Below are 21,001 nucleotides of genomic sequence, written 5' to 3'. Positions count from 1 at the left end.
GGTCTGAGACGGCCGGCGCCAGGACCCCGATCCTGACCCTCAGCACAGGTTCGTAGGCGCTGGGAAACCGAGAAGCATCCAAATGTCTTACCGAGGCAAGCACCGCAAGATGTCCGCTGCCACCCGCACCGTCGCTCGCGTCGCCATCGCGGGCATTGCGGTCGGCGCGCCCCTCGCCATCGCCGCGACCCCCGCGTCGGCGACCAACTGGGACGCCATCGCGCAGTGTGAGAGCAGCGGCAACTGGAACACCAACACCGGCAACGGCTACTACGGCGGCCTGCAGTTCTCGCAGAGCACGTGGAAGGCCTACGGCGGCACCGGCAGCGCGGCGAACGCTTCCCGCGAGCAGCAGATCGCTGTGGCCGAGCGCGTCCTGCAGGGCCAGGGCATCGGCGCCTGGCCGGTCTGTGGCAAGAAGGGCGGCGGCTCGTCGGCCCCCAAGGCCACCCACAAGACCACCACCAAGCAGTCGACGCCGAAGAAGACCACGGTCGCCCCGAAGAAGGCGGCGGCCCCGGCGGCGACCGGCGTGGCGAGCTCCAACCCGGCCGGTGACTACACCGTCGTGGCGGGCGACACGCTGTCCAAGATCGCCAAGCAGTTCAACGTCCAGGGCGGCTACCAGAAGCTGCAGGACCTGAACGCGAAGTACATCCCGAACGCGGACCTGATCCTCGTCGGCCAGAAGATCGCCACCAAGTGACGATCTCGCGCAGCGATGCGTAAGTCCGGCCTCGAGCCGTGACTGCCAAGCCCTCCACCGCCAATCCCCCGGGCGGTGGAGGGCTTGCGGCGTTCTTGGAGGCGAATGAGGCCGCGGGCTGCGCCTGAGCGGGCTGCCGGCCGCGCCAGCCGGGCATCCGGTTCGGTGTAACGGGCGACCGCGCGTGGCTTGTTGTCCGAGCCGCACTGCCGGCAAGCCGCCTCAGCCCGCCGCCAGGCCGGCTCTGCCTTCAGAGCGCCCGGCCCCGCCGCCATGCCAGCTGGCAGCGCTGAGCGGCTCTCAGAGCCCTCGGATCCGCTCCGCCTGCCTCAGCTGCATCTCCTCACCCCGCCGCAGCACCTCCACGACCACCGCCAGCTGCTCGGCCGAATAGTCCTCCAGGATCGCCCTCCCCGCGCGCTCGATCGGGGCGTAGATCTCCTCCAGCAGCCTTGCCGCCTCCGGGGTCAGCTCCACCACCGCCCGGCGGCGGTCCTCCGTGGCCGTGCGGCGGGTCAGGTGCCCCGCGTGCGTCAACCGCTGGATCGCCGTTGTCGTCGCCGCCGGGCTCAGCCGGGCCTGCGTTGCCAGCTCGCCCGCCGTCAGCGTCTCCGCCGCCGCGACGAGGCCGATGATGCGCAGGTCCGTCCGGTTCACCCCGAACGCCGACGCTGCGGCTTCGTCGACCACGTCGCTCGCCGCTCCCGAGGCCGCTGCCGCCCGCGTTGCCTCCGTGACCAGAGATTGCTTCGACACTCGAAAGAGTCTACCGTTGCCACAAATACTTCGATAGTCGAAAGGATTGTGGTGGCACCTCAAGCCCTGCCTCGCTGGCTCCGCCCCGCCAACCGGTTCGTCCGTCTGCTGACCCGTCTGGGCCTGCGGCTCGGCACGATCCACGTCCTGACCGTCCCCGGCCGGAAGTCCGGCGCGCCGCGGCCGACTCCCGTGTCGCCGCTGACCGTCGACGGCCGGCGCTACGTCATCGCCGGCCTGCCCCACGGCGATTGGGCGCGCAACGTCCGCGCCGCCGGCCAGGGCGAACTCGCCCACGGGCGCCGGAAGCAAGCCGTGACGCTCGAAGAGGTCGGCGACCCCGACGTTCGCGCGCGGGTCATGCGCGCCTTCCCGCGGGAGGTGCCGCACGGGGTGCCGATGTTCGTCAAGCTGGGCCTCGTCGCCAGGGCCGATCCCGACGAGTTCGCCGCGGCCGCCGACCGCGTCGCCGTCTTCCGGGTTACGGCGAGTTGACCCACTCGTCCGTGCCGTCGGTGAAGTGCTGGTGCTTCCAGACCGGCAGCCGCGCCTTGACCTCGTCCACCAGGTCCGAGCACGCCGAGAACGCCTGCCCGCGGTGCTCGGCCGCCACCGCGCACGCCAGCGCCACGTCGCCGATCGCCAGGTGACCGACGCGGTGGCTCACGGCGACCGCCCGGACGCCGGCCCAGCGGGTCGACAAGTCGGCGACGACCTCGGCGATCACGTCGCCCGCGCTCGGGTGGCCCTCGTACGTCAGGTCGCGCACGCCCTTGCCGCCGTCGTGGTCGCGGACCACGCCGGCGAACGTCACCACCGCGCCCGCCGCGTCGTCCTCGACCAGCCGCGCGTGCTCCTCGACCGACAGCGTCTCCTCGGTCACCAGGGCCCGCACCACGCGCACCGGGACCGCCGTGGCGGCGGGACGCGGGTGGTCGCCTCCGGCCAGCTGGTCGACCGCGTGGTCCAGGATGCCGTCCAGCACGCCCAGGCCGTCCTTCACGCCGCCGCTGGAGCCCGGGAGGTTCACGACCAGGGTCCGCCCCGCCACGCCCGCGACGCCGCGCGAGAGCACCGCCGTCGGCACCTTGGGCAGCCCGGCCGCGCGGATCGCGTCCGCGACACCCGGCAGCTCGTGGTCGAGGACCGCGCGCGTGACGTCCGGGGTGCGGTCGGTCGGCGAGATGCCGGTGCCGCCGGTGGTGAGCACGACGGCGACCTCGTCGGCCAGCGCGGCCCGCAGCGCGACGCCCACCGGATCGCCGTCCTCGACGACGACGGGCGCCGGCACGTCATACCCGCGCCCGGCCAGCCAGGCGACGATCACCGGGCCCGTTTTGTCTTCGTAAACGCCCTTCGCGGCGCGGTTGGACGCCACGATCACGCGTGCGGTGCGCTTCACGGCCGCTCCCAGGTCCCGGTCTTGCCGCCGTCCTTGCGGAGGAGGCGGACGTCGTCGAGCGTCGCCGCCGGGTCGACGGCCTTGATCATGTCGTGCAGGGTCAGCCCGGCCACCGCGACCGCGGTCAGGGCCTCCATCTCGACGCCGGTGACGTCGGTGGTCTTCGCCGTCGCGCGGATGCCGACCTCGGTCTCGCCGAGGGTGAACTCGACCTTGACCCCGGACAGCGCGATCTGGTGGCACAGCGGGATGAGGTCGGGGACGCGCTTGGCGCCCATGATCCCGGCGATGCGCGCGGTGGCGAGGGCGTCACCCTTGGGGAGGCCGTCGGTGGCCAGCAGCCGCAGCACCTCGGCGGTGGTCCGCACGGTGCCCGCGGCGAGCGCGGTGCGCGCGGTGGCGGTCTTGCCGGAGACATCGACCATCCGGGCGGCACCGGTCTCGTCGACGTGGCTGAGTTCACTCACACGCCGAGGCTACTTCCGACCGCGCACGGCGCGGCGGTGGGCACCGGCCGGTTGGGGTTTCCGCCGCGGACGACAGGTCGGCGTGGGCGGACGCCGGCGGCTGGGGAAGCGCGCGGTGCGGCGGTGGGCACCGGCGTGGAAGCTTGGTTGGCGGGGTCGGATGCCGGCGGCTGGGGAAGCACGCCCAGCGCGGCGGTGGGTACCGGCCGAGTGGGCTCCGGCCACGCACGCCAAATTGGCGTGAGGCGGACACCGGTCGCCCAGGAGGCCGCTGCTTTGCCGGAGACCGCGACCGTCCGAGCCACGCCCGGTCGGCCCCGTGGCACACGCCAGATCCCGCGGGGACGGACGCCGTCGGCGAGGGAAGCACGCGTGAACCTACTCCGAGCACGTCCGCGCGGAGGTGGGCAACGGCGGCCGGCCCGCCACGCTCGCCAGAGCCCGACGATTCAGGCGGCGGAGGGTGTCGGCGGCACCGGGCTGCGTGACCGGCGGGTCATCGTTGGCGGCGATCGCCGGTGGACGCGCACGGCTGGCGGAGCCCTGTCCGCCAGCCGGCCCGGACGGATGACCGGCGGCGACCCCGACTCAGAACAGGCGAACTGGCAACACCCCCGCCACTGCTGCTGTCTGCCGGGCAGGTTCGGCGGCGCACGCCAAATCCCGCGCCGGGCGGACCCCGGTGACCAAGAACGCCGTCGTCGCGTTGTTTGCGCACGAGTTGGCGCCGAACAGGTACGTTCCGTGGCCACCCTGATCAGCCGTCACCAGTCGGGCACGGCTGCCGAATGCCTGGCGTAGCCGCAATGCTCCCGTCAACGGCGTTGCCGGGTCGCGGAGGTTCTGGACCATCAGCACGTCCGATGGGCCCCGACCACCGATCCGCACTGGCGGCTCCAAAGGCTCCGACGGCCAGTACGCGCACGCCCAGACGTTGGCCGCCGCCGCTCCGAACATCGGGTGGCGGACCCGGTCGATTGCCACGTTCCTCTGGTACGTCCACAGCGACTCCGGCCAGTCGGAGTCGCCGCACACTACGTACAGCTGGCTCGACAACAGGTTCTCCACGTCCGGGATCGAGCCGCCCGGAACCGGTGGGATCGGCTGTCCGATGTCCAGCGCGTGCCACGCCGTCGCCAAGTACGGCAAAGTCGCGTCGTAATACAGCATCCCGAACGTCACCTGGCGGAACAGCTTTCCGTCGATGCCCTGCGAATTCGGCTGCGCGTCCAGGCGCGCCGCGAGGTCGAAGTACTTCGCCTTCACCGCCGCCGGTGTCGTGCCGAGGCCGTACTCCGGGTGGGCGGCGGCGAACGCGGCGAAGTCCGGGAAGCGGTCCTCGAAACCCCGGCCCAGCAACCGCGAACCCTCGACGTCCAAGCCTCCTGGCCCGGTGTTGCTGTCGAGCACGATGCGATCACTGCGCTGCGGGAACAGCGTCGTGTACACCGCGCCGAGGTACGAACCGTACGAAACCCCGTAGTACGACAGCTTCGGCTCGCCCAGCGCCGCGCGGATCCGGTCCATGTCGCGGGCCGTGTTCGCCGTCGTGACGTACGGCAGCATCGACGCCGTCCGGGAAGCGCCGCACTGGTGCGCGATGCCCTTCACGTACTCGGCGCGCGCGGTGACGTCGGCCGGGTTCAGCGCGTACGGCGGCACGTTGCTCTGCTGCTGCGCCGGCGTCAGATCGCACGTCACCGGTGTGCTGTGGCCGATGCCGCGCGGGTCGAACCCGATGACGTCGTACGTGTCCAGGACGCTTTGCGGCCACCCCAGCAGCTTCAGCTGCGCGGGCAGGTCCAGGCCCGGGCCGCCGGGACCGCCCGGGTTGGTCAGCAGCACGCCCCGGCGCAGCCCCGGGTTCGTGCTCTTCAGCCGCGAGATCGCGACCTGGATCCGCGTTCCGTCCGGTTTCCGGTAGTCCAGCGGGACGTCGAGCGTCGAGCACTCCAGGCCCGGCGCCGTGACGTCCGCCGGGCACGCGCCCCACACCAGCGCACCGGGCGCGGCCTGAGCCACTCCCGGCACCACCGATGCCACCGCGACGGCCACCGCCGCGACCAGCAAAGTCCTCCGCATTCGGCTTCCCCCAACCGTGTCGGGATTCAGCCTAGGACGCCGGAAGACTCCGGTCGTCATCCGAAAGTACGACTCAGCCCTGTTCGGCGCGCACGGCCTTCCGCACGGCCTCGGCGACCGCCGGCGCCACCGCGCTGTCGAAGACGCTCGGCACGATGAACGACGCGTTGAGCTTGCCGTTGTCGACGACGTCGGCGATCGCGTCGGCGGCCGCGAGGAGCATCGAGTCGTCGATGTTGTGCGCGTGCGCGTCGAGCAGGCCGCGGAAGACGCCCGGGAAGGCCAGGACGTTGTTGATCTGGTTCGGGAAGTCGCTGCGGCCGGTCGCGACGACGGCCGCGTGCTTCTGCGCTTCCAGGGGGTCGATCTCCGGGTCCGGGTTGGCCAGCGCGAAGACGACGGCGTCCTTGTTCATCGTCGCGACCTGCTCGGCGCCGAACAGGTTCGGCGCGGAGACGCCGATGAAGACGTCCGCCCCGGCCAGCGCCTCGTGCAGGGTGCCGCCGACCTGCTCCTTGTTCGTGTGCGACGCGATCCAGGCCAGGTTGTCGTCGAGGTTGCCGCGCGCGGAGTGGACGACGCCGTCGATGTCCGCGGCGACGATGTCGCCCGGGTTCTTGTGCAGCAGCAGGCGGATGATCGCCGAGCCCGCCGCGCCGACGCCGCTGACCACGATCTTGCAGTCCTCGATGTTCTTCCCGACCACGCGCAGGGCGTTGCGCAGCGCGGCCACGACGACGATCGCGGTGCCGTGCTGGTCGTCGTGGAACACCGGGATGTCCAGCTGCTCGCGGAGGCGCTTCTCGATCTCGAAGCAGCGCGGCGCGGCGATGTCCTCGAGGTTGATGCCCGCGTACACCGGCGCGAGCGCCTTCGCGATGAGGATGATCTCTTCGGTGTCCTGGGTGTCCAGGCAGACCGGCCACGCGTCGACGTCGGCGAACTTCTTGAACAGCGCCGCCTTGCCCTCCATCACCGGCAGCGCGGCGGCCGGGCCGATGTTGCCGAGGCCGAGCACCGCGGAACCGTCGGTGAGCACCGCGACGGTGTTGCGCTTGATGGTCAGCCGGCGCGCGTCCTCGGGGTTGTTCGCGATCGCCTGGCAGACGCGGGCGACGCCCGGGGTGTAGGCGCGCGAGAGGTCGTCACGGTTGCGGAGCGCGACCTTGGGCGTGACCTCGATCTTGCCGCCGAGGTGGATCAGGAACGTCCGGTCGGAGACCTTGCGGACCTTGACGCCGGGCAGCGAGTCCAGCGTCTGCGTGATGTCGTTCGCGTGGTTCTCCGACAGCGCGTTGGCGCTGATGTCGACCACGATCGAGTCGGAGTGGGACTCGACGACGTCGAACGCGGTCAGGACGCCGCCGACGCGCCCGACGGCGGTGGTGAGGTCACCGGCCGCGCTGGACGAGGCCGGGGCCTCGACCCGGACGGTGATCGAGTATCCGGGACCGGGAACCGGCATGGCACTTACCCCCGCATGGGAAAGGTCGGGCAGGACGGGAGCGAACCTACTCCCGTGACCGCCCTCACGAGGGGCCGATACCGGTACTGACCAGTAACTATGCCGTCAGCGGTTGATCTCGGTCTCCGGGTGCACGTAGGGCACCGAGTCGAGGGGGAACGTGATGTCACCGAACGGCGACAGCGAGCCCTGGCGGTCGGAGGCGAGTTCCGTCACGGGGTGCTCGCCGTCCTCGCCCGGCCAGGTCGGGTCGATTCCGTTGTTCTTCTTCTCACCCTTGGCCACAACGTCCTCCACAGCCGTTCTCGGTTCTCGGGACACAGTCTGCCTGAGCCGAGGCGAGCTGTCTCAACCGCCCGGTATCCTGGCTTTCTATGCCCGCGACCTCCTTGGCGGACTGGCTGCGCGCGGAGTCCGACGCCGCACTCGAAGAGCTGCTCCGCACGCGGCGCGACCTCTCCACGCCGCCGCCCTCCGACAGCACGGTGCTGGCCACCCGCGCCGGCACGCCCGGCTCGGTCGCGCGCGCCTGCGAAGACCTCGACACCGTCACCATCGCCGTGCTCGAAGCGTGCCTGCTGGCCGGCGCGGACCGCGACCCGGTGCCGGTCGCCGACGTCGCGGACCTGGTGGGCATCGACATCGCCGCGCCGCTGGCCCGGCTGCGCGCGCGGGCGCTGGCCTGGGGCCCGGACGACGCCCTGCGCGTGCCGCCCGCGGTCCGGGAGGCGCTCGGACCGTTCCCGGCCGGGCTGGGCGCGTCATCGCCGTCGCTGGCCGGCGAGGACCTCGCCGCGCGGCTCGCGGACCTGCCCGACGACGAACGCGGCGTCCTGAACGCCCTCGCCGCCGGCCCGCCCATCGGCCGCACGCGTGACGCCGGGCTCGACCTGACGCTCGAGAAGGCCGAGACGCCGGTGCAGAAGCTGCTGGCACGCGGGCTGCTGCTGCGGCGCGACGACCAGACCGTCGAGCTGCCGCGCGAGCTCGGCATCGCGGTGCGCGGCAGCGTCTTCGCGCCGGGCGCGCTCACCGAACCGGAGCTGCCGGTCCACCGGCATCAGACGTCTACTTTGGACAAAGCGGCGGCCGGCGAGGCGATGGAGTTCCTGCGCCACACGGAATCCCTGCTGCGCTCGTGGTCCGCGGCGCCGCCGCCGGTGCTCAAGTCGGGCGGCCTCGGCGTGCGCGAGCTGAAGAAGCTGGCCAAGGACCTCGAGATCGACGAGACGCAGGCGGTGCTGCTCGCCGAGCTGGCCGTCGGCGCCGGGCTCGTCGCGGACAGCGAGTCGACCGCGCCCGAGTGGGTGCCGACGACGTTGACCGACTCGTGGCTCGCGTCGCCGACCGCCCAGCGCTGGATGACGCTCGCGCAGGCCTGGCTGGAGCTGCCGCGGCTGCCCGGGATGGCCGGCGGGCGCGACGCCAAGGACAAGCCGATCGCGCCGCTGTCGGAGGACCTGCGCCGCCCGCTGGCGCCGGTCACGCGGCGGCGGGTCCTGACCGCGCTGGCCGACCTGCCCGAGGGCGCCGGCGTGAAGAGCGTCGACGAGCTCGTCGCGGTGCTGGCCTGGCGGGCCCCACGACGTGGCGGGCGGATGCGGGACGAAACCGTCCGCTGGACGATGGCCGAGGCGTCCGCGCTGGGGATCGTCGGGCTCGGCGGCCTCACGACGGCGACGCGCGCGCTGCTGGCCGACGACCGGCCGGGCGCCGTCGAGGCGATCCTGGACGCGCTGCCTGCGCCGGTGGACCACGTGCTGCTGCAGGCCGACCTGACGGTCGTCGCGCCGGGACCACTGGAGCCGGAGCTGGCGGCGGAGATGGACGCCGTGGCCGACGTCGAATCGGCCGGGCACGCGACCGTCTACCGGATCACCGAGGCGTCCGTGCGGCGGGCGCTGGACACCGGGCGCACGGCCGACGAGCTGCACGCGCTGTTCAAGAAGAAGTCCGCGACGCCGGTCCCGCAGTCGCTGAGCTACCTGGTCGACGACGTCGCCCGCCGGCACGGCCGGTTGCGCGGCGGCGCGGCGGCGTCGTTCCTGCGGTGCGACGACGAGGCTTTGCTGGCGGAAGTGCTGGCCAACCCGGTCGCGGCCGAGCACGACCTGCGCCTGATCGCGCCGACGGTCGTGGTCAGCCCGGACCCGCTGCACGAGGTCCTGGCCGGCCTGCGCGCGGCGGGGTTCGCCCCGGCGGCCGAAGGGCCGGACGGCCGGGTCGTCGACATCCGCCCGGGCGGGCGCCGGCTGCCGGCGAAGGCCCGCGGGCCGCGGCGCAGCCCGGGTGAGCAGGCGGTGCTGACACCCGATCAGGCGACGCGGATCGTCTCCAACCTGCGCGCGGGCGACGCGGCGTCGGCGCGACGGCGGGGATCGGCGGTGCGGGCACCGGTGGGCGGTGGCGCGGACACGTCGGCGACGCTGGAGCTGCTGTCACGCGCGACGCTGGAACGGCGAGAGGTCTGGATCGGCTTCGTCGACTCGAAGGGAACGGCCAGCCAGCGGGTGGTCCGGCCGATCCGGGTCGGCGGCGGGATCCTCGAAGGCGACAACAACGAGCGGTACTCGCTGCACCGCATCACGTCCGCGGCGCTGGTCGAGGACTAGAGGGCCCGCCCAAACGACATGAAAGAGTCGTTCATGTCGTCAGAAGCCATGAAAGAGTCGTTCATGACGCCGGGACGGAACTAGAGGGCTCGCAGGCCGGCCAGGACGCGCTCCATGAACTCGCGGGACGAGCGGTCCCCGAGGATCAGCTCCGTCTGGTGGATCAGGACCAGCCCGATGTCGGACATGTCGCCCACCAGCACCTTCACCACGCCCAGCGGCAGCCGCAGGTGCGCCGCGATCTCGGCCACCGAGCGCGTGTCCAGGCACAGGTCGCAGATGCGGCGGTGCTCGACCGACCGCACGCCGCGGTAGCGACGGCCGTCGTCGGACGTCGAGACCAGGGCCTCGAGGGCCAGGTTGTGGTCGGACCTCGTGCGGCCGCCCGTCCGCGTGTACGGGCGGACCCGCGAGCCCGCCGAGGCGACGGGCGACGCGACGCGGGCCGGCTCCTCCCACGGCTCGGGCTGCGGGATCCAGCGGGTTTCCGGGTCCGGCGGAGGTGTCCAGCCGGTGCGCGGGTCGATCGGCGGAGCCCACGACGGCGGGGGCGCCGCCTGGGTTCTGGACACCGGGGGTCTCGGTGCGGGCGGCCGGGGCGCCGGCGGGGCCGGTGGCCGCGGCGGGGCCGGCGGCCGGGCGCCGCGCGGGGGCGTCCACGCCGGCTCGAGCGGCGGGGGCTCCGGCTCGTAGCGCTCCTCGTCCTGCCACTCCGGCTCGTCAGGGACGTAACCGTCGGACGGCGACGACGGGGATCCCCACTCGCGGGTGTCCTCGTCGGTGTAGCCCTGCGGATCCGGCTGGGGCCGCGCCGGCTTGCGCTTGGGCATGATCATCGACAGCGTCGACATGTCGAACTTGCTGGGCGAATCGAAACCCTCGCGCTCGGTGCCGCGGTGCAGCGCGTCCCAGCCGCTGGAGTCCGGATCGTCGAATCCCGAAATCCTCATCGTGTCCTACCCACGCACGCCACCCTGCAGCTGGGCGCGCAGCTCGGGGGTGATCTGCTGGCCCACGCGCTCGACGAGCAGCGTCATCTCGTACGCGACCGTGCCGATGTCGCACGTCGGCGCGGCCAGCACCGCCAGCGACGAACCGTCCGAAACGGACATGAGGAACAAGTAGCCGCGCTCCATCTCCACCACGGTCTGGTTGACGCCGCCCGCTTCGAAGCAGCGCGCGGCACCGTACGTCAGGCTGATCAGCCCGGACGCGACCGCGGACAGCTGCTCGGCGCGCTCCTGCGGCAGCCCTTCCGACGGCGCGAGGAGCAGCCCGTCCGCGGACACCAGAACGGCGTGCGCGGCGCCGGGTACCCGGCGCACGAAGTCCGTGATGAGCCAGCCGAACGAACCCTGGCCGGAAGCCGTCACTACTGCCCCTCCTTGCTCCTGCGGCGCCGCGCGCCGCACTCCGGAGTGGCCGGCACGGCCCACGCTCAAGCGTATTCGCCCCGCCGGAAGTGTCGAGTCGACCACCGGCCGGCCGCTGCGCACCCTACGTGTGCGCCCGGCCGCGCTCCGCGCCGGCCCGGTCCGGGCAGCGCGGGCGAAGCACACCCCTCGACCCGACCCGGCAGGCTGTCCGCGCAGGTCAGACCGGCGGACGGCGGGCCGAGCCGTCACCGGTACCGGACAGCGGCGGACGTTCCGTCCTCCGGACGGCGGCAAGGCTCCCCGAAGTGGGTGAAGCCCGTGGAGTTCACTCCAACGGCCGCATCCGGTCCGGCCAGCCATACCGTCAGCCCGCGCGCAGGGCCGTATCGTGCGCGATCGCGTGCTGGACGACGGAGATCAGCACCTGCTTGGCGGAGTCGCGCTCACGCGCGTCGCACGCCATGATCGGGACCGACGGCGCGATGGTGAGCGCGTGCCGCACGTCCTCGATCTGGTGGTGCAGGAGCCGGTCGAAGCAGTTGATCGCCACGACGTAGGGCAGCTTCCGGTTCTCGAAGAAGTCGATCGACGGGAACGCGTCGGCGAGCCGCCGCGTGTCCACCAGCACGACCGCCCCGATGGCACCGACCGCGAGGTCGTCCCACATGAACCAGAACCGGTGCTGACCCGGCGTGCCGAAGACGTACAGCACGAGGTCCGAGTCCAGCGAGATGCGCCCGAAGTCCATCGCCACGGTGGTGGTGGTCTTGTTGGGCGTGGCCGAGGTGTCGTCGTGCCCGACGCTCGCCTCGGTCATCATGGCCTCGGTGGTCAGCGGGTCGATCTCGGAGATCGCCCCGACCAGCGTTGTCTTCCCCGAACCGAACCCGCCGGCGACCACGATCTTGGCCGACGAGGTCGGACCCGTCACCTGCGGCGCGTTCGCGTCGGAGTCAAATTCTCCGAAGCCCACTGAGCACCCTTTCCATGAACTCGATACTCGGGCGGTCGCCCACCGTCTGGTTGCTGGAGTGCACCAGCACCAGGCCGAGGCCCGCCACGTCACCAATCAACACCCGCACCACGCCGAGCGGCAGCCGCAACAGCGCCGCCACTTCGGCCACCGACCGGGTGTCGAGGCACAGGTCGCAGATCGACCGGTGCTCGGGCACCCGGACCCGGTCGAGCATCCGGCCCTGTTCGCTGGTCGAGATCAGCGCCTCGATCGCCAGGTCGAGCGTCGCCTTCGTCCGCCCCCGGGTCCGGAAGTACGGCCGGACCAGGCCGGACGTCTCCATCTCCGTCGGCGGCGGCGCGTCGACGTACTCCTGGTGGGCCTGCTGCGGCAGCGCCGCCGCGAGCTCACCGGAGTCCGGGCCCGACGAGAAGTCGCGCTCGGTGCTGTACGCGGCGAAGTCGCGCGCGTCGTACAGCGGCCCGCTCGACCCGCCGAACAGCTCCGCGCCCGGTCCGCCCAGCAGCCGGTCGCGGTACTCGCCGCTGCCGGCCTGGATCGGCCGGATCGGCTCCTGACCGGCGTTGCTGTCGGTCAGCCAGTTCGGCGGTTCCCGCACGGGGTCGCTGTCGGAGGCCTGCACCCGGCGCGACCGCCACTCGCGGTCGACCCGCTCCCGGAACGACTGCCAGTCCTCCCGGCCGTCGTCCGAGTGCTCGGACCACCCGCCGGAGAAGTCGTCACCGAGCCGGCCATCGCCCCTCAAGCGCCCGTCGTCCACGGCTCTCTCCTCGGTTCCCGGGTCCTCAGCGGCGGATCGCCGCACCCTGCAGTTGCGCCCGCATCTCCGGAGTCAGCTGCTGGCCGACCCGCTCCACCAGCAGGGTCATCTCGTAGACGACCAAGCCGATGTCACTCTCCGGCGAACCGAGGACCGCCAGGCACGAACCGTCGGAAACCGACATGAGGAAGAGGAAGCCGTTCGCCATTTCGACGACCGTCTGCGCGACCGTCCCGCCTTCGAACACCTTGGCCGCACCGCGCGCGAGGCTGGTGAGCCCCGACGCCACCGCGGCCAGCTGGTCCGCCCGGTCCTTCGGCAAACCACGCGAAGCCGCCAGGAGCAGGCCGTCGGCCGACACCACGACCGCGTGGGCCGCGCCGGGCACCCGGTGCACGAAATCCGTGATCAGCCAAGCGAAGCTGCCGGCATTGTTCGCCTTGGCATGCGCCTGGCCGTTCGGCTGCGCGGAGCCACCCGGCTGCATTGCACCCGCCCGTGTCACTTTCACTCCTCACTGCTGTCTGTGGTGTTGCCACGCCCCGGAACCCTGCTGCTTTCCAGCTGTTCTTCGGCCGGGAGTTCCTTCAACGCGTGCCGGCCCGAGGTGTAGCCCCGCTGGAAGCTTGCCATCCGGCTCCGCGCCGCGGACGCCGAGCGGGTGATCGCACCCGTTCCGGGCATGCCGGCGGTGTTGTCCGCGAAGCTGTTCTGCGCCGGCGCCTCGGCCGAAGGACTGTTGATCGACCCCGGGACCAGGTACTGGTTCGGGACGCGCTTGGGCAGCCCGGCCGGGGTGATCTCCTCGTTCTTCGACTCCAGCAGCGACTGCGCCGCCTGCCAGCCGTCGTCGGAGGCGCTGTGCCAGCCGTCGTCGGCGGGGAGGAGCGGGTGCCGGGTCGCGGCGGTCGGCTGCAGCTCGTCGACGGGCTCCTGGCGCCGGGCGGCCGGTTCGGCCGGTACCGGCCGCTCGTCGGAGCCGGTGAGGGGCGGCAGGTTCGGGTCTTCACCCTCGCTCTGCGGCTGCACCGGGTCGGCAGCCGAGTCGTCGCCCTCACTGAACCAGCGTGACAGCACCGACTGGTAGATGGGCAGCCGCCGGGTGGGTACATCGTCCTCGAGGGCCGACGACCCGACCTCCGCCGCGGGCGGCGGGGGCGGTGGTGGCGGCTCCTCCGGGGGGACGTACTTCGGCTCGCGCTTCGGCAGGACCAGCGGCGCGAACTGCGTGTCACCCGCCCGCGAGCTGGCGCCGTCGCCGTTCGGCTGCGGCGTCAGCGGCGCGAGGTCCTCGGCCGTCGGCCAGGCCGGCGTCTCGGGCTTCGGCAGCTCGGGCGACAGGAACGGGCCCGCCGCGCGGCCGCCGCTGACCAGGTCGTCGAGGCTGATCGGCTGGTCGAGCGGGACCAGGCCGCCCTGGTTCGCCACCGGCTCGGGAGCCGGCGGACGCGGCGGGGGCGGCGGTGCCGAAGGCGGCACCGGCGTGTGCGTCTGCGTCTGGTCGAAGTCCGAGCGCGCGGCCGGGATCGGGATGCTCGGCAGCGACATCGACGTCTCGGACCGGTTCGCCGGCGGCGGGGTCTGCCGCGCCATGCCCGGGCGCAGCGGCGTGAGCAGCTCGGCCGGGACGACGACGCGGGCGATCACGCCACCCTCGATGTCCTCGTTCTCGCGCAGCCGGACCTCGATGCCGTGGCGCTTGGCCAGGCGCGAGACCACGTACAGACCCATCCGGCGGGTCACCGACACGTCCAGGTCCGGCGGCTCGGCCAGGCGCGAGTTGACCTGGGTCAACTGCTCGTCGCTCATGCCGACACCGTGGTCGGTGACCTGGATGGCGAGCGCTTTCCGGCGGGTCACGACGGCCCGCACGATGACCTTCGTCTCCGGCTCGGAGAAGTAGGTCGCGTTGTCCAGCAGCTCGGCGAGGACGTGCACGAGGTCGTGGATCGCGAGGCCCTGGACCGCGACGTCGGGCACGATGCCGACCTCGATCCGGGCGTACTGCTCGATCTCGGACACCGCGGCGCCGATGACGTCGGCGGCGGGCACCGGCTTGGGCACGGACTTCGCCAGGCCGGCGCCGGAGAGCACCAGCAGGGACTCACCGTTGCGCCGCAGCCGCGTGGCCAGGTGGTCGAGCTCGAACAGGCTGGCCAGGTGGTCCGGGTCCTGCTCGTCGGCCTCGAGGCGGTCGATGACGCCGAGCTGGCGTTCCACCAGCCGCTGCGACCGCCGGGAGAGGTTCACGAAGATGCCGTTGACGTTCTCGCGCAGGAGGGCCTGCTCGGCGGCCATCTTGACGGCCTGTTCGTGGACGATGTCGAACGACCGCGCGACCTCGCCGATCTCGTCGCGGGAGGTGACGGGCACCGGCTGGACGGCCTTTTTGGAGGCGCCCACCGGGTCCGGGTCGTCCAGGATCGCCTGCACGGTCTCCGGCAGCCGCGTGTAGGCGACGTCCAGCGCGCTCTTCCGCAGCACCCGCAGCGGGCGCAGCATCAGGCGGGCGACGACGAGCATCAGCGCGATCGCGGCGACCAGCGCGGCGAGCACGATGCCACCGCCGACCCAGGCCGAGTTGACCGCCGCCGTGGCGAGGTCGTCGGCGCGGGTCTTGAGCTGGGCCAGCAGGTTCGACTCGACCGCGTGCAGCTTGTCCGCCGACACGGTGCTGTCCTTGCCGAGCGCCGTCGTGTCGATGCTCGGCGCCTCACCCAGCTGGGCGAAGGAGAACGCCGCGGTCTGGATCCGGCGGCGGTCGTCGACCTCCGGGCCGGAGTAGGTGTCGTTGTAGAGCTGGCGCTGGTCGTCGTCGGCGTTCGCGAGGAAGGCCTGGACCGAGGCGTCCGCGCTGGAGGCCGACGCGCGCGTCTGGTCCAGCAGGTCGCCCGGGAAGTTGCCGCGGAACGCGGCGATCTGCAGCTCGGCGTCGGAGCGGGTGGTGAACTCCTTGGCCTCGCTGATCGCCTGCGTGCTCGTGCCCAGCCGCAGCACGTCCCGGTCGGTGACCGCGGTGGTCACCTCGCGGCCGAGCTCGATGAGCGAGTCGAGGATGCCCGAGTAGGCGGTCATCACCGTGATGTCGGGCAGGCCGCTCGCGGTGTTGAACGCCGCCCGCAGCGGGCGCAGGGCGTCGAGGCGCTGGAGACCGCGGGTGTAGCGGTCCTTCGTCCCCTGGTCGTCGTAGTTGAGGGTCGCCGCCGCCGAGCGCAGGTTGGTGACCTCGCGGTCGACCTTGGCGATCTGCGCGTCGAGCCCGGTCTGCAGCAGCTGGTTGTTGGACGAGATCCGCGCGACGGCCAGCGAGCGTTCGTTCTGCAGCTCGTGGACGACCGTGGTGACCTTGACGGCGAAGGCGACCTGGTCGGCCGTCCGCTGGAACTCGGCCGCTTCCTGCGCGTCGTCGACCACGCGCAGGGTGCCCAGCACGAGCGCCGTCAGCGTCGGGATGAGGAGGACGGCGGCCAGCTTCGAGCGCAGCCGCCAATCGCGCATGCCGGAGAACAGCCCGGCCTTCCTGCCCGGAGCATCTCCGGGCGACTGCGCAGGGGTCCCTCCCACCCCCGCGGCGTCTTCGTTCGGCACCGCCGCACCACCATCGTCGTTCGTGCTCGTGAAACCCTGCTCGGTCCAGCGCCCGCCAGGGCGCATCGCGTTCTCCTCAACCACTCGTCAGCACGCTCCCGGCGTTCCGGCTTGGCGGCCGATCGGCAGGAGCCAGCGCGAGACGCTACCCGTACGGGTGAAAAGATCGTCTTCGGTGTCGGCCCTGGGGGTACCTGAACCCCGTCCAGCCGGACGGAATCGGTTCAGCTCGAGCATCACGGTCGGGTCCCTGCGCTGGTCTGCATCGGTCTGTTTGGTCGGTTCAGCCCACCGGCACGGCGGCTGAGCACGGCCAGGCAGTGGTCTCTGCGGGGGAGAATCTCTCAGGAAAAGCACAGTGAGCCCTGGTAAACCGAAGGTTGTCTTGATCGGCCATCCAGGCACTCTCTCTCACTACATCGGAGGTTGATACCTCCCCGCAGGTGCAGAGGGTAGCGAACGGCCGGAGAAGATGTAACCCTCCTGACGCTTCGTGCCCGATGTTGCACAGCGTTCGCTCAGCCGGCCCACAGCCGACCATCCGAAATTCGAGATCTTGGCTCTACGCTGGGTGAATGACTACGGCGAGTGGAGCAGTGGGTCTAGACCAGAGGCCGAAAGAGTGACGTGCACCACCCTCCCGGGTATTGATCCCACCCGTTGTGAGCGAGCTGTCACCGCCTCTACAGTGGCCCGCGGGACTCTCCTGAGAATGAGTTACGTACTTCCCCGGGATTCGGTCCACCAACCGTCAAACTTTTCACCCAAGGAGCAGGCCTTGCTTGGAAACGCCATGAGCAGTGGCCGGGTTCGCACTCGCCGCGCCGCGCTCGGGCTCGCCCTCACCGTCGCAGCCGCCACAGCCCTGACCGGCTGCAGCGCGCTCGGCTCGGACGACTCGAACGCCTCGTCGAACGGGGGCGGCCTGGAGAAGTCGAAGATCAAGGTCTCGATCATGCCGACCACCGACCTGGCCCCGTTCTGGCTGGCCCAGGACGGCGGGTACTTCAAGGCCGAGGGCCTCGAGGTCGAGCAGATCATCGCCAACAGCGGCCAGGCGTCGATGACCAAGGCGATCTCCGGTGAAGCGGACATCGCGCTCTCGACCTACACGCCGTTCTTCGTCGCCAAGAGCACCGGCGCCGCGGACGTGCAGCTGGTCGCCGACGGCACGTCGGTCAACGCCAAGAGCAACGCGATCGTCACGGTGCCGAACTCGACCGTGAAGACGGTCAACGACCTCGCCGGCAAGCGGATCGCGATCACGGCGAAGAACACCGCGTCCGACATCCTGACCAAGTCGGTCATGAAGGACCACGGCGTCGACTTCACCAAGGTCAACTGGGTGACGATGCCGCTGCCCAACATGGCGGCGGCACTGCAGCAGGGCCAGGTGGACGCGGCCTACATGCCGGAGCCGCAGCTCTCGCAGGCGGCGAAGATCGCGGGCGCGACCCCGGTCATCGACATCAACACCGGCGCCAGCCAGGACTTCCCGCTGACCGGCTACGGCGCGGCGACGAAGTGGGTGCAGGCGAACCCGAAGACCCTCGCGGCCTTCCAGCGCGCGATGAAGAAGGCCACCCTCGACGCGATCAACGACCGTTCGAAGGTCGAGCCGCTGCTGGTCAAGTACGCGAAGATCGACGAGGACACGGCCAAGCTGCTCACCCTGCCCGGGTACGGCTCCACCCTGGACGCGCGGCGCCTCCAGCGGGTGCCCGACCTGCTGCTGCAGATGGGCGTCATCACCAGCAAGGTGGACGCCGCGTCGATGATCGCCCCGCAGGCGACCAGCTGACGTGAAGAAGCTGCTCCGAGGCCTGGCCGGCCTGGTCGGCTTCCTCCTGCTCTGGGAGGTCGTCGTCCAGGTCGGCCTGGTCAGCAAGACGTTCACGCCGCCGCCGAGCGTCGTCCTGGTCACCGTCGGGGAACTGCTGGGCGACCCCTCCTTCATCCGCGACATCGTCGCGACCATGCTGGCCTGGCTGATCGCCATCGCCATCGCCATCGCCGTCGGGGTGCCGGCCGGGCTGCTGCTGGGCAGCGTCCCGGTGCTGCGCACGGCCACCGCGGCGATCGTCGAGTTCCTCCGCCCGATCCCGGTCACCGCGCTCGTCCCGCTGGTGCTGCTGGTGATCGGCTCGGGCCCGGAGGCGAAGATTTCCCTTGCGGTGTACGCATCCCTGTGGCCGATCATGTTCAACACCATCTACGGCATGGGCGAGATCGACCCGGTGCTGATGGAGACCGCGCGCGCCTGCGGGACCAGCCGGTTCCGCATGCTCTCGTCGGTCGCGCTGCCGCAGACCGCGCCGTTCGTCTTCACCGGCGTCCGGCTGTCGGCGACCATCTCCCTGATCGCCGTCGTCAGCGTCGAGTTCCTCGCCGGTTCCGAAGTCGGCCTCGGCAGCTTCATCCTGGTCGCGGGCACCGGTTCGATCCGGTTCGACCTGGTGCTGGCCGGTACCGTGGTCGCGGGGGTGCTGGGCTACCTGATCAACGAAGGACTCGAGCAGCTGGGCAAGCGGCTGTTCCGGTGGAGCACCGTCGACCGGGAGGCGATCGCATGAGCACGGCGACACTTTCCGGCCGGGTCGGCCGGCGCGCCGCCCGCGGTGCCGCGACCGTCGTCCGCAACTGGCTGCTGTTCGCGATCCTCGTGGTCGTCTGGGAGTTCGCCGCCCGGGCCGGCGGCAGCAAGTTCTTCCCGCCGCCGACGGAGATCGCGACCGCCGCCGCGAAGCTGTGGTTCACCGGGCCCGCGTCGCACCTGTTCCTCACCGACGCGGTGTTCGACAACGTGTTCCCCAGCCTCGGCCGGACGCTCGGCGGCTGGGCGCTGGCCGCGGTCGTCGGCGTCGTCCTCGGCGTGCTGCTCGGCCGGTCCGGGACGGCGATGGACTACGTCGGCCCGCTGTTCGCGTTCTTCCGCTCGATCCCGCCGCCCACGCTGATCCCGGTGTTCGCGGTGCTGTTCGGGCTGAGCTCGGGCATGCAGATCGGGTCGATCATCTTCGGCGCGGTGTGGCCGGTGCTGCTCAACGCGGTCGACGGCGTCCGGTCGGTCGACCAGGTGAAGGTGGAGACGGCGCGGTCGTTCCGGACCCCCAAGCGGTACTGGATCGGCATGGTCGTGCTGCCCGCGGCGGCGCCGAAGATCTTCGCCGGGCTGCGGGTCAGCCTGTCCATTTCGCTGCTGCTGATGGTCGTTTCCGAACTGGTCGGCGCGTACAACGGCATCGGGCGGTCGCTGCTGAACGCCCAGCAGGACTTCGACTTCCCGAACATGTGGTCGTGGCTGGTGCTGCTGGGCATCCTCGGCTACGTCTTCAACACGATCTTCCTGGCCGCGGAGCGGCGGGTGCTGGCCTGGCAGCCGACCCGCCTCGGCCGCGACTGACGCTGGAAAGGCCTCTCCCCATGTCAACCATGCTCGAAGTGTCCGGCCTCAGCCACCGCTACGGCACGGGCGCGAAGGCGCACACCGCGGTGAACGACCTGTCGTTCACCGTCGAGGCCGGGCAGCTGGCCAGCATCGTCGGGCCGTCAGGGTGTGGGAAGTCGACGCTGCTGCGCTGCGTCGCCGGGCTCACCCCGCCGACCGAAGGCACGGTGAGCCTGCACGGCGACCGCGTCAACGGCGTGCCGGACGACCTCGCCGTCGTGTTCCAGGACTACAGCCGGTCGCTGTTCCCGTGGCTTTCGGTGCAGAAGAACGTCGAGTTCCCGTTGCGCTGGCGGCAGATCTCGAAGGCCGAGCGCCGTTCGCGGGCCGCGGAGGCTTTGGAGCAGGTCGGTCTGTCGGGCGTCGGCGGGAAGTTCCCGTGGCAGCTGTCGGGCGGCATGCAGCAGCGGGTGTCGATCGCCCGCGCGCTGGCCAGCCGGCCGGCGCTGCTGCTGATGGACGAGCCGTTCGCGTCGGTCGACGCCCAGACGCGCTTCGAGCTCGAGGACCTGACCCGGCGCGTGCAGCGCGAGCAGGGCAGCACGATCCTGGTCGTCACCCACGACATCGACGAGAGCGTGTACCTGTCCGACCGGGTGTTGGTGCTGTCGAAGTCGCCGGCGTCGATCGTGGCGGACCTGCCGGTCGGGCTGCCCGCCGCGCGGGACCAGATCACGACGCGCGAGTCGGCGGAGTTCGTGACGCTGCGCGGCGAAGTGGCGCGGCTGCTGCACGGCGGCAGCCCCGAGGCGGCCGCCACGGCCGCGTCCGACGCCGCCGAGTGGGAGCTGGCGGAGCAGTCTTCGGACGTGACGGAAAGCAGCAAGACCGGCAGCTGAGTCCATTTAGGACTTTTGAGGCCGCGGCGGATCTCGTTGATCCGCCGCGGCTTTTTCAGTTGTCCGCGGAGTCCGGGTAGACGAAGTGCCGGCTGGTGTCGTGCCAGTCGAACAGCCGCCACTGCTCGACGTTGCGGCCCCCGCAGGCCGGGAAGACTTCGACCACGACGTTGCCGCTGAGCCGCGCCGTCAGCAGCCCGACCGGGCCGAGCGCCGCCGACTCGACGAAGCACTCGTGCTCGGTGACCATCCCGGTCAGCTGCCGGGCCTGGCGGTCGAACTTCGTCCGGTACTGGTCGAACGCCGTTTCCGCGTCGCCGATGTCCCGGTAGCGCATGTCCACCGAGCCGAACAGCAGCAGTTCGCGGTGCGTCACCCGGAACGGGCACTGCGCGTGCAGCCGCTTTTCGACGCCGTCGCCCTGGAAGCCGACGATCGCGATGTTCAGCGTCCGGCTGAACTCGACGACCCGGCAGCCGACGAGTTCGGCCACCGCCGCTTCCAGCTCTTCGGTTGTCGACAAG

General features: G+C 71.4%; 20 protein-coding genes. 7 read left to right on the top strand and 13 right to left on the bottom strand.

The window, feature by feature from the left end:
* Window positions 1-82: 82 nt before the first annotated feature.
* Window positions 83-706 carry a transglycosylase family protein gene (locus ABFJ78_RS07010; protein WP_436384937.1) on the top strand — a complete coding sequence of 208 codons (624 nt, stop codon included), beginning with the start codon at window positions 83-85 and terminating at the stop codon, window positions 704-706.
* 300 nt (window positions 707-1,006) lie between these two features.
* Here ABFJ78_RS07010 and ABFJ78_RS07005 read toward each other — a convergent pair whose 3' ends face one another.
* Complete coding sequence (locus ABFJ78_RS07005) at window positions 1,007-1,462, bottom strand: MarR family winged helix-turn-helix transcriptional regulator (protein WP_436384935.1); 456 nt, start codon at window positions 1,460-1,462, stop codon at window positions 1,007-1,009.
* A 51-nt stretch (window positions 1,463-1,513) separates the two neighbouring features.
* Between ABFJ78_RS07005 and ABFJ78_RS07000 the strand changes: the two genes are divergently transcribed.
* Window positions 1,514-1,957 (top strand): nitroreductase family deazaflavin-dependent oxidoreductase, encoded by a 444-nt coding sequence (locus ABFJ78_RS07000; RefSeq protein WP_436384932.1) that lies wholly within the window; start codon window positions 1,514-1,516, stop codon window positions 1,955-1,957.
* Here the strand turns inward: ABFJ78_RS07000 and ABFJ78_RS06995 are convergent.
* The 5 genes from ABFJ78_RS06995 to ABFJ78_RS06975 all read right to left on the bottom strand — a co-directional run bounded on the left by ABFJ78_RS06995 (window position 1,944) and on the right by ABFJ78_RS06975 (window position 7,163).
* Window positions 1,944-2,864 carry a molybdenum cofactor biosynthesis protein MoaE gene (locus ABFJ78_RS06995; protein ID WP_436384929.1) on the bottom strand — a complete coding sequence of 307 codons (921 nt, stop codon included), beginning with the start codon at window positions 2,862-2,864 and terminating at the stop codon, window positions 1,944-1,946. The two genes, ABFJ78_RS07000 and ABFJ78_RS06995, sit on opposite strands and share 14 nt — an antisense overlap.
* Window positions 2,861-3,331: a cyclic pyranopterin monophosphate synthase MoaC gene (gene moaC / locus ABFJ78_RS06990; RefSeq protein ID WP_400867886.1), complete on the bottom strand. Its 471-nt coding sequence runs from the start codon at window positions 3,329-3,331 to the stop codon at window positions 2,861-2,863. The genes ABFJ78_RS06995 and moaC overlap by 4 nt, the downstream gene beginning before the upstream one ends.
* A 588-nt stretch (window positions 3,332-3,919) precedes the next feature.
* The gene (locus tag ABFJ78_RS06985) at window positions 3,920-5,413 is read right to left on the bottom strand and encodes an alpha/beta hydrolase (protein WP_436384927.1); all 1,494 of its coding nucleotides are present in this window, start codon (window positions 5,411-5,413) and stop codon (window positions 3,920-3,922) included.
* Between the two features lie 73 nt (window positions 5,414-5,486).
* Window positions 5,487-6,878 carry an NAD-dependent malic enzyme gene (locus tag ABFJ78_RS06980; protein ID WP_436384926.1) on the bottom strand — a complete coding sequence of 464 codons (1,392 nt, stop codon included), beginning with the start codon at window positions 6,876-6,878 and terminating at the stop codon, window positions 5,487-5,489.
* A 105-nt stretch (window positions 6,879-6,983) separates the two neighbouring features.
* Window positions 6,984-7,163, bottom strand: a complete 180-nt coding sequence (locus tag ABFJ78_RS06975) for a hypothetical protein (RefSeq protein ID WP_436384924.1) — start codon at window positions 7,161-7,163, stop codon at window positions 6,984-6,986.
* Between the two features lie 89 nt (window positions 7,164-7,252).
* Between ABFJ78_RS06975 and ABFJ78_RS06970 the strand changes: the two genes are divergently transcribed.
* Complete coding sequence (locus ABFJ78_RS06970; RefSeq protein WP_436384921.1) at window positions 7,253-9,490, top strand: helicase-associated domain-containing protein; 2,238 nt, start codon at window positions 7,253-7,255, stop codon at window positions 9,488-9,490.
* Window positions 9,491-9,570: 80 nt separating this feature from the next.
* Here ABFJ78_RS06970 and ABFJ78_RS06965 read toward each other — a convergent pair whose 3' ends face one another.
* The 6 genes from ABFJ78_RS06965 to ABFJ78_RS06940 form a co-directional block, all read right to left on the bottom strand.
* Window positions 9,571-10,440 carry a DUF742 domain-containing protein gene (locus ABFJ78_RS06965; RefSeq protein WP_436384920.1) on the bottom strand — a complete coding sequence of 290 codons (870 nt, stop codon included), beginning with the start codon at window positions 10,438-10,440 and terminating at the stop codon, window positions 9,571-9,573.
* Between the two features lie 6 nt (window positions 10,441-10,446).
* Window positions 10,447-10,863 (bottom strand): roadblock/LC7 domain-containing protein, encoded by a 417-nt coding sequence (locus tag ABFJ78_RS06960; protein ID WP_372670260.1) that lies wholly within the window; start codon window positions 10,861-10,863, stop codon window positions 10,447-10,449.
* Between the two features lie 367 nt (window positions 10,864-11,230).
* The gene (locus tag ABFJ78_RS06955) at window positions 11,231-11,839 is read right to left on the bottom strand and encodes a GTP-binding protein (protein WP_086676271.1); all 609 of its coding nucleotides are present in this window, start codon (window positions 11,837-11,839) and stop codon (window positions 11,231-11,233) included.
* Window positions 11,820-12,602: a DUF742 domain-containing protein gene (locus ABFJ78_RS06950; protein WP_436384919.1), complete on the bottom strand. Its 783-nt coding sequence runs from the start codon at window positions 12,600-12,602 to the stop codon at window positions 11,820-11,822. Before ABFJ78_RS06950 ends, ABFJ78_RS06955 begins: the two co-directional genes overlap by 20 nt.
* Before the next feature lie 25 nt (window positions 12,603-12,627).
* Window positions 12,628-13,089, bottom strand: coding sequence for a roadblock/LC7 domain-containing protein (locus ABFJ78_RS06945; protein ID WP_086676266.1), 462 nt, complete (start codon window positions 13,087-13,089; stop codon window positions 12,628-12,630).
* A gap of 20 nt (window positions 13,090-13,109) precedes the next feature.
* Window positions 13,110-16,256, bottom strand: coding sequence for a sensor histidine kinase (locus ABFJ78_RS06940; protein ID WP_436384917.1), 3,147 nt, complete (start codon window positions 16,254-16,256; stop codon window positions 13,110-13,112).
* 727 nt (window positions 16,257-16,983) lie between these two features.
* On the opposite strand from ABFJ78_RS06940, the gene ABFJ78_RS06935 reads away from it, so the two are divergent.
* The 4 genes from ABFJ78_RS06935 to ABFJ78_RS06920 are packed head-to-tail and all read left to right on the top strand — an operon-like array spanning window position 16,984 to window position 20,477.
* Window positions 16,984-17,991, top strand: coding sequence for an ABC transporter substrate-binding protein (locus tag ABFJ78_RS06935; protein WP_436384915.1), 1,008 nt, complete (start codon window positions 16,984-16,986; stop codon window positions 17,989-17,991).
* 1 nt (window position 17,992) lies between these two features.
* A complete protein-coding gene (locus ABFJ78_RS06930; RefSeq protein WP_436384913.1) occupies window positions 17,993-18,763 on the top strand; it encodes an ABC transporter permease in 771 nt (256 codons plus the stop codon).
* On the top strand, window positions 18,760-19,593 hold the full coding sequence (locus ABFJ78_RS06925; RefSeq protein WP_436384912.1) for an ABC transporter permease: 834 nt from the start codon (window positions 18,760-18,762) through the stop codon (window positions 19,591-19,593). Before ABFJ78_RS06930 ends, ABFJ78_RS06925 begins: the two co-directional genes overlap by 4 nt.
* A 20-nt stretch (window positions 19,594-19,613) precedes the next feature.
* Window positions 19,614-20,477 carry an ABC transporter ATP-binding protein gene (locus ABFJ78_RS06920; RefSeq protein ID WP_436384910.1) on the top strand — a complete coding sequence of 288 codons (864 nt, stop codon included), beginning with the start codon at window positions 19,614-19,616 and terminating at the stop codon, window positions 20,475-20,477.
* A gap of 55 nt (window positions 20,478-20,532) precedes the next feature.
* On the opposite strand, the gene ABFJ78_RS06915 is transcribed toward ABFJ78_RS06920, so the two are convergent.
* On the bottom strand, window positions 20,533-21,000 hold the full coding sequence (locus tag ABFJ78_RS06915) for a hypothetical protein (protein WP_436384909.1): 468 nt from the start codon (window positions 20,998-21,000) through the stop codon (window positions 20,533-20,535).
* Window position 21,001: the final 1 nt, after the last annotated feature.

Source organism: Amycolatopsis sp. MEPSY49 (genome assembly GCF_051337345.1).
Taxonomy (GTDB): domain Bacteria; phylum Actinomycetota; class Actinomycetes; order Mycobacteriales; family Pseudonocardiaceae; genus Amycolatopsis.
Note: the sequence above shows the minus strand (reverse complement) of the source record. Positions and strands in the feature narration are given on the sequence as shown.

Coding starts and splice junctions, on each gene's coding strand:
- ABFJ78_RS06935 (WP_436384915.1), top strand. CDS start 16,984: ATGAGCAGTGGCCGGGTTCGCACTCGCCGCGCCGCGCTCGGGCTCGCC.
- ABFJ78_RS07010 (WP_436384937.1), top strand. CDS start 83: ATGTCTTACCGAGGCAAGCACCGCAAGATGTCCGCTGCCACCCGCACC.
- ABFJ78_RS06945 (WP_086676266.1), bottom strand. CDS start 13,089: ATGCAGCCGGGTGGCTCCGCGCAGCCGAACGGCCAGGCGCATGCCAAG.
- ABFJ78_RS06920 (WP_436384910.1), top strand. CDS start 19,614: ATGTCAACCATGCTCGAAGTGTCCGGCCTCAGCCACCGCTACGGCACG.
- ABFJ78_RS06985 (WP_436384927.1), bottom strand. CDS start 5,413: ATGCGGAGGACTTTGCTGGTCGCGGCGGTGGCCGTCGCGGTGGCATCG.
- ABFJ78_RS06970 (WP_436384921.1), top strand. CDS start 7,253: ATGCCCGCGACCTCCTTGGCGGACTGGCTGCGCGCGGAGTCCGACGCC.
- ABFJ78_RS06940 (WP_436384917.1), bottom strand. CDS start 16,256: ATGCGCCCTGGCGGGCGCTGGACCGAGCAGGGTTTCACGAGCACGAAC.
- ABFJ78_RS06980 (WP_436384926.1), bottom strand. CDS start 6,878: ATGCCGGTTCCCGGTCCCGGATACTCGATCACCGTCCGGGTCGAGGCC.
- ABFJ78_RS06925 (WP_436384912.1), top strand. CDS start 18,760: ATGAGCACGGCGACACTTTCCGGCCGGGTCGGCCGGCGCGCCGCCCGC.
- ABFJ78_RS06965 (WP_436384920.1), bottom strand. CDS start 10,440: ATGAGGATTTCGGGATTCGACGATCCGGACTCCAGCGGCTGGGACGCG.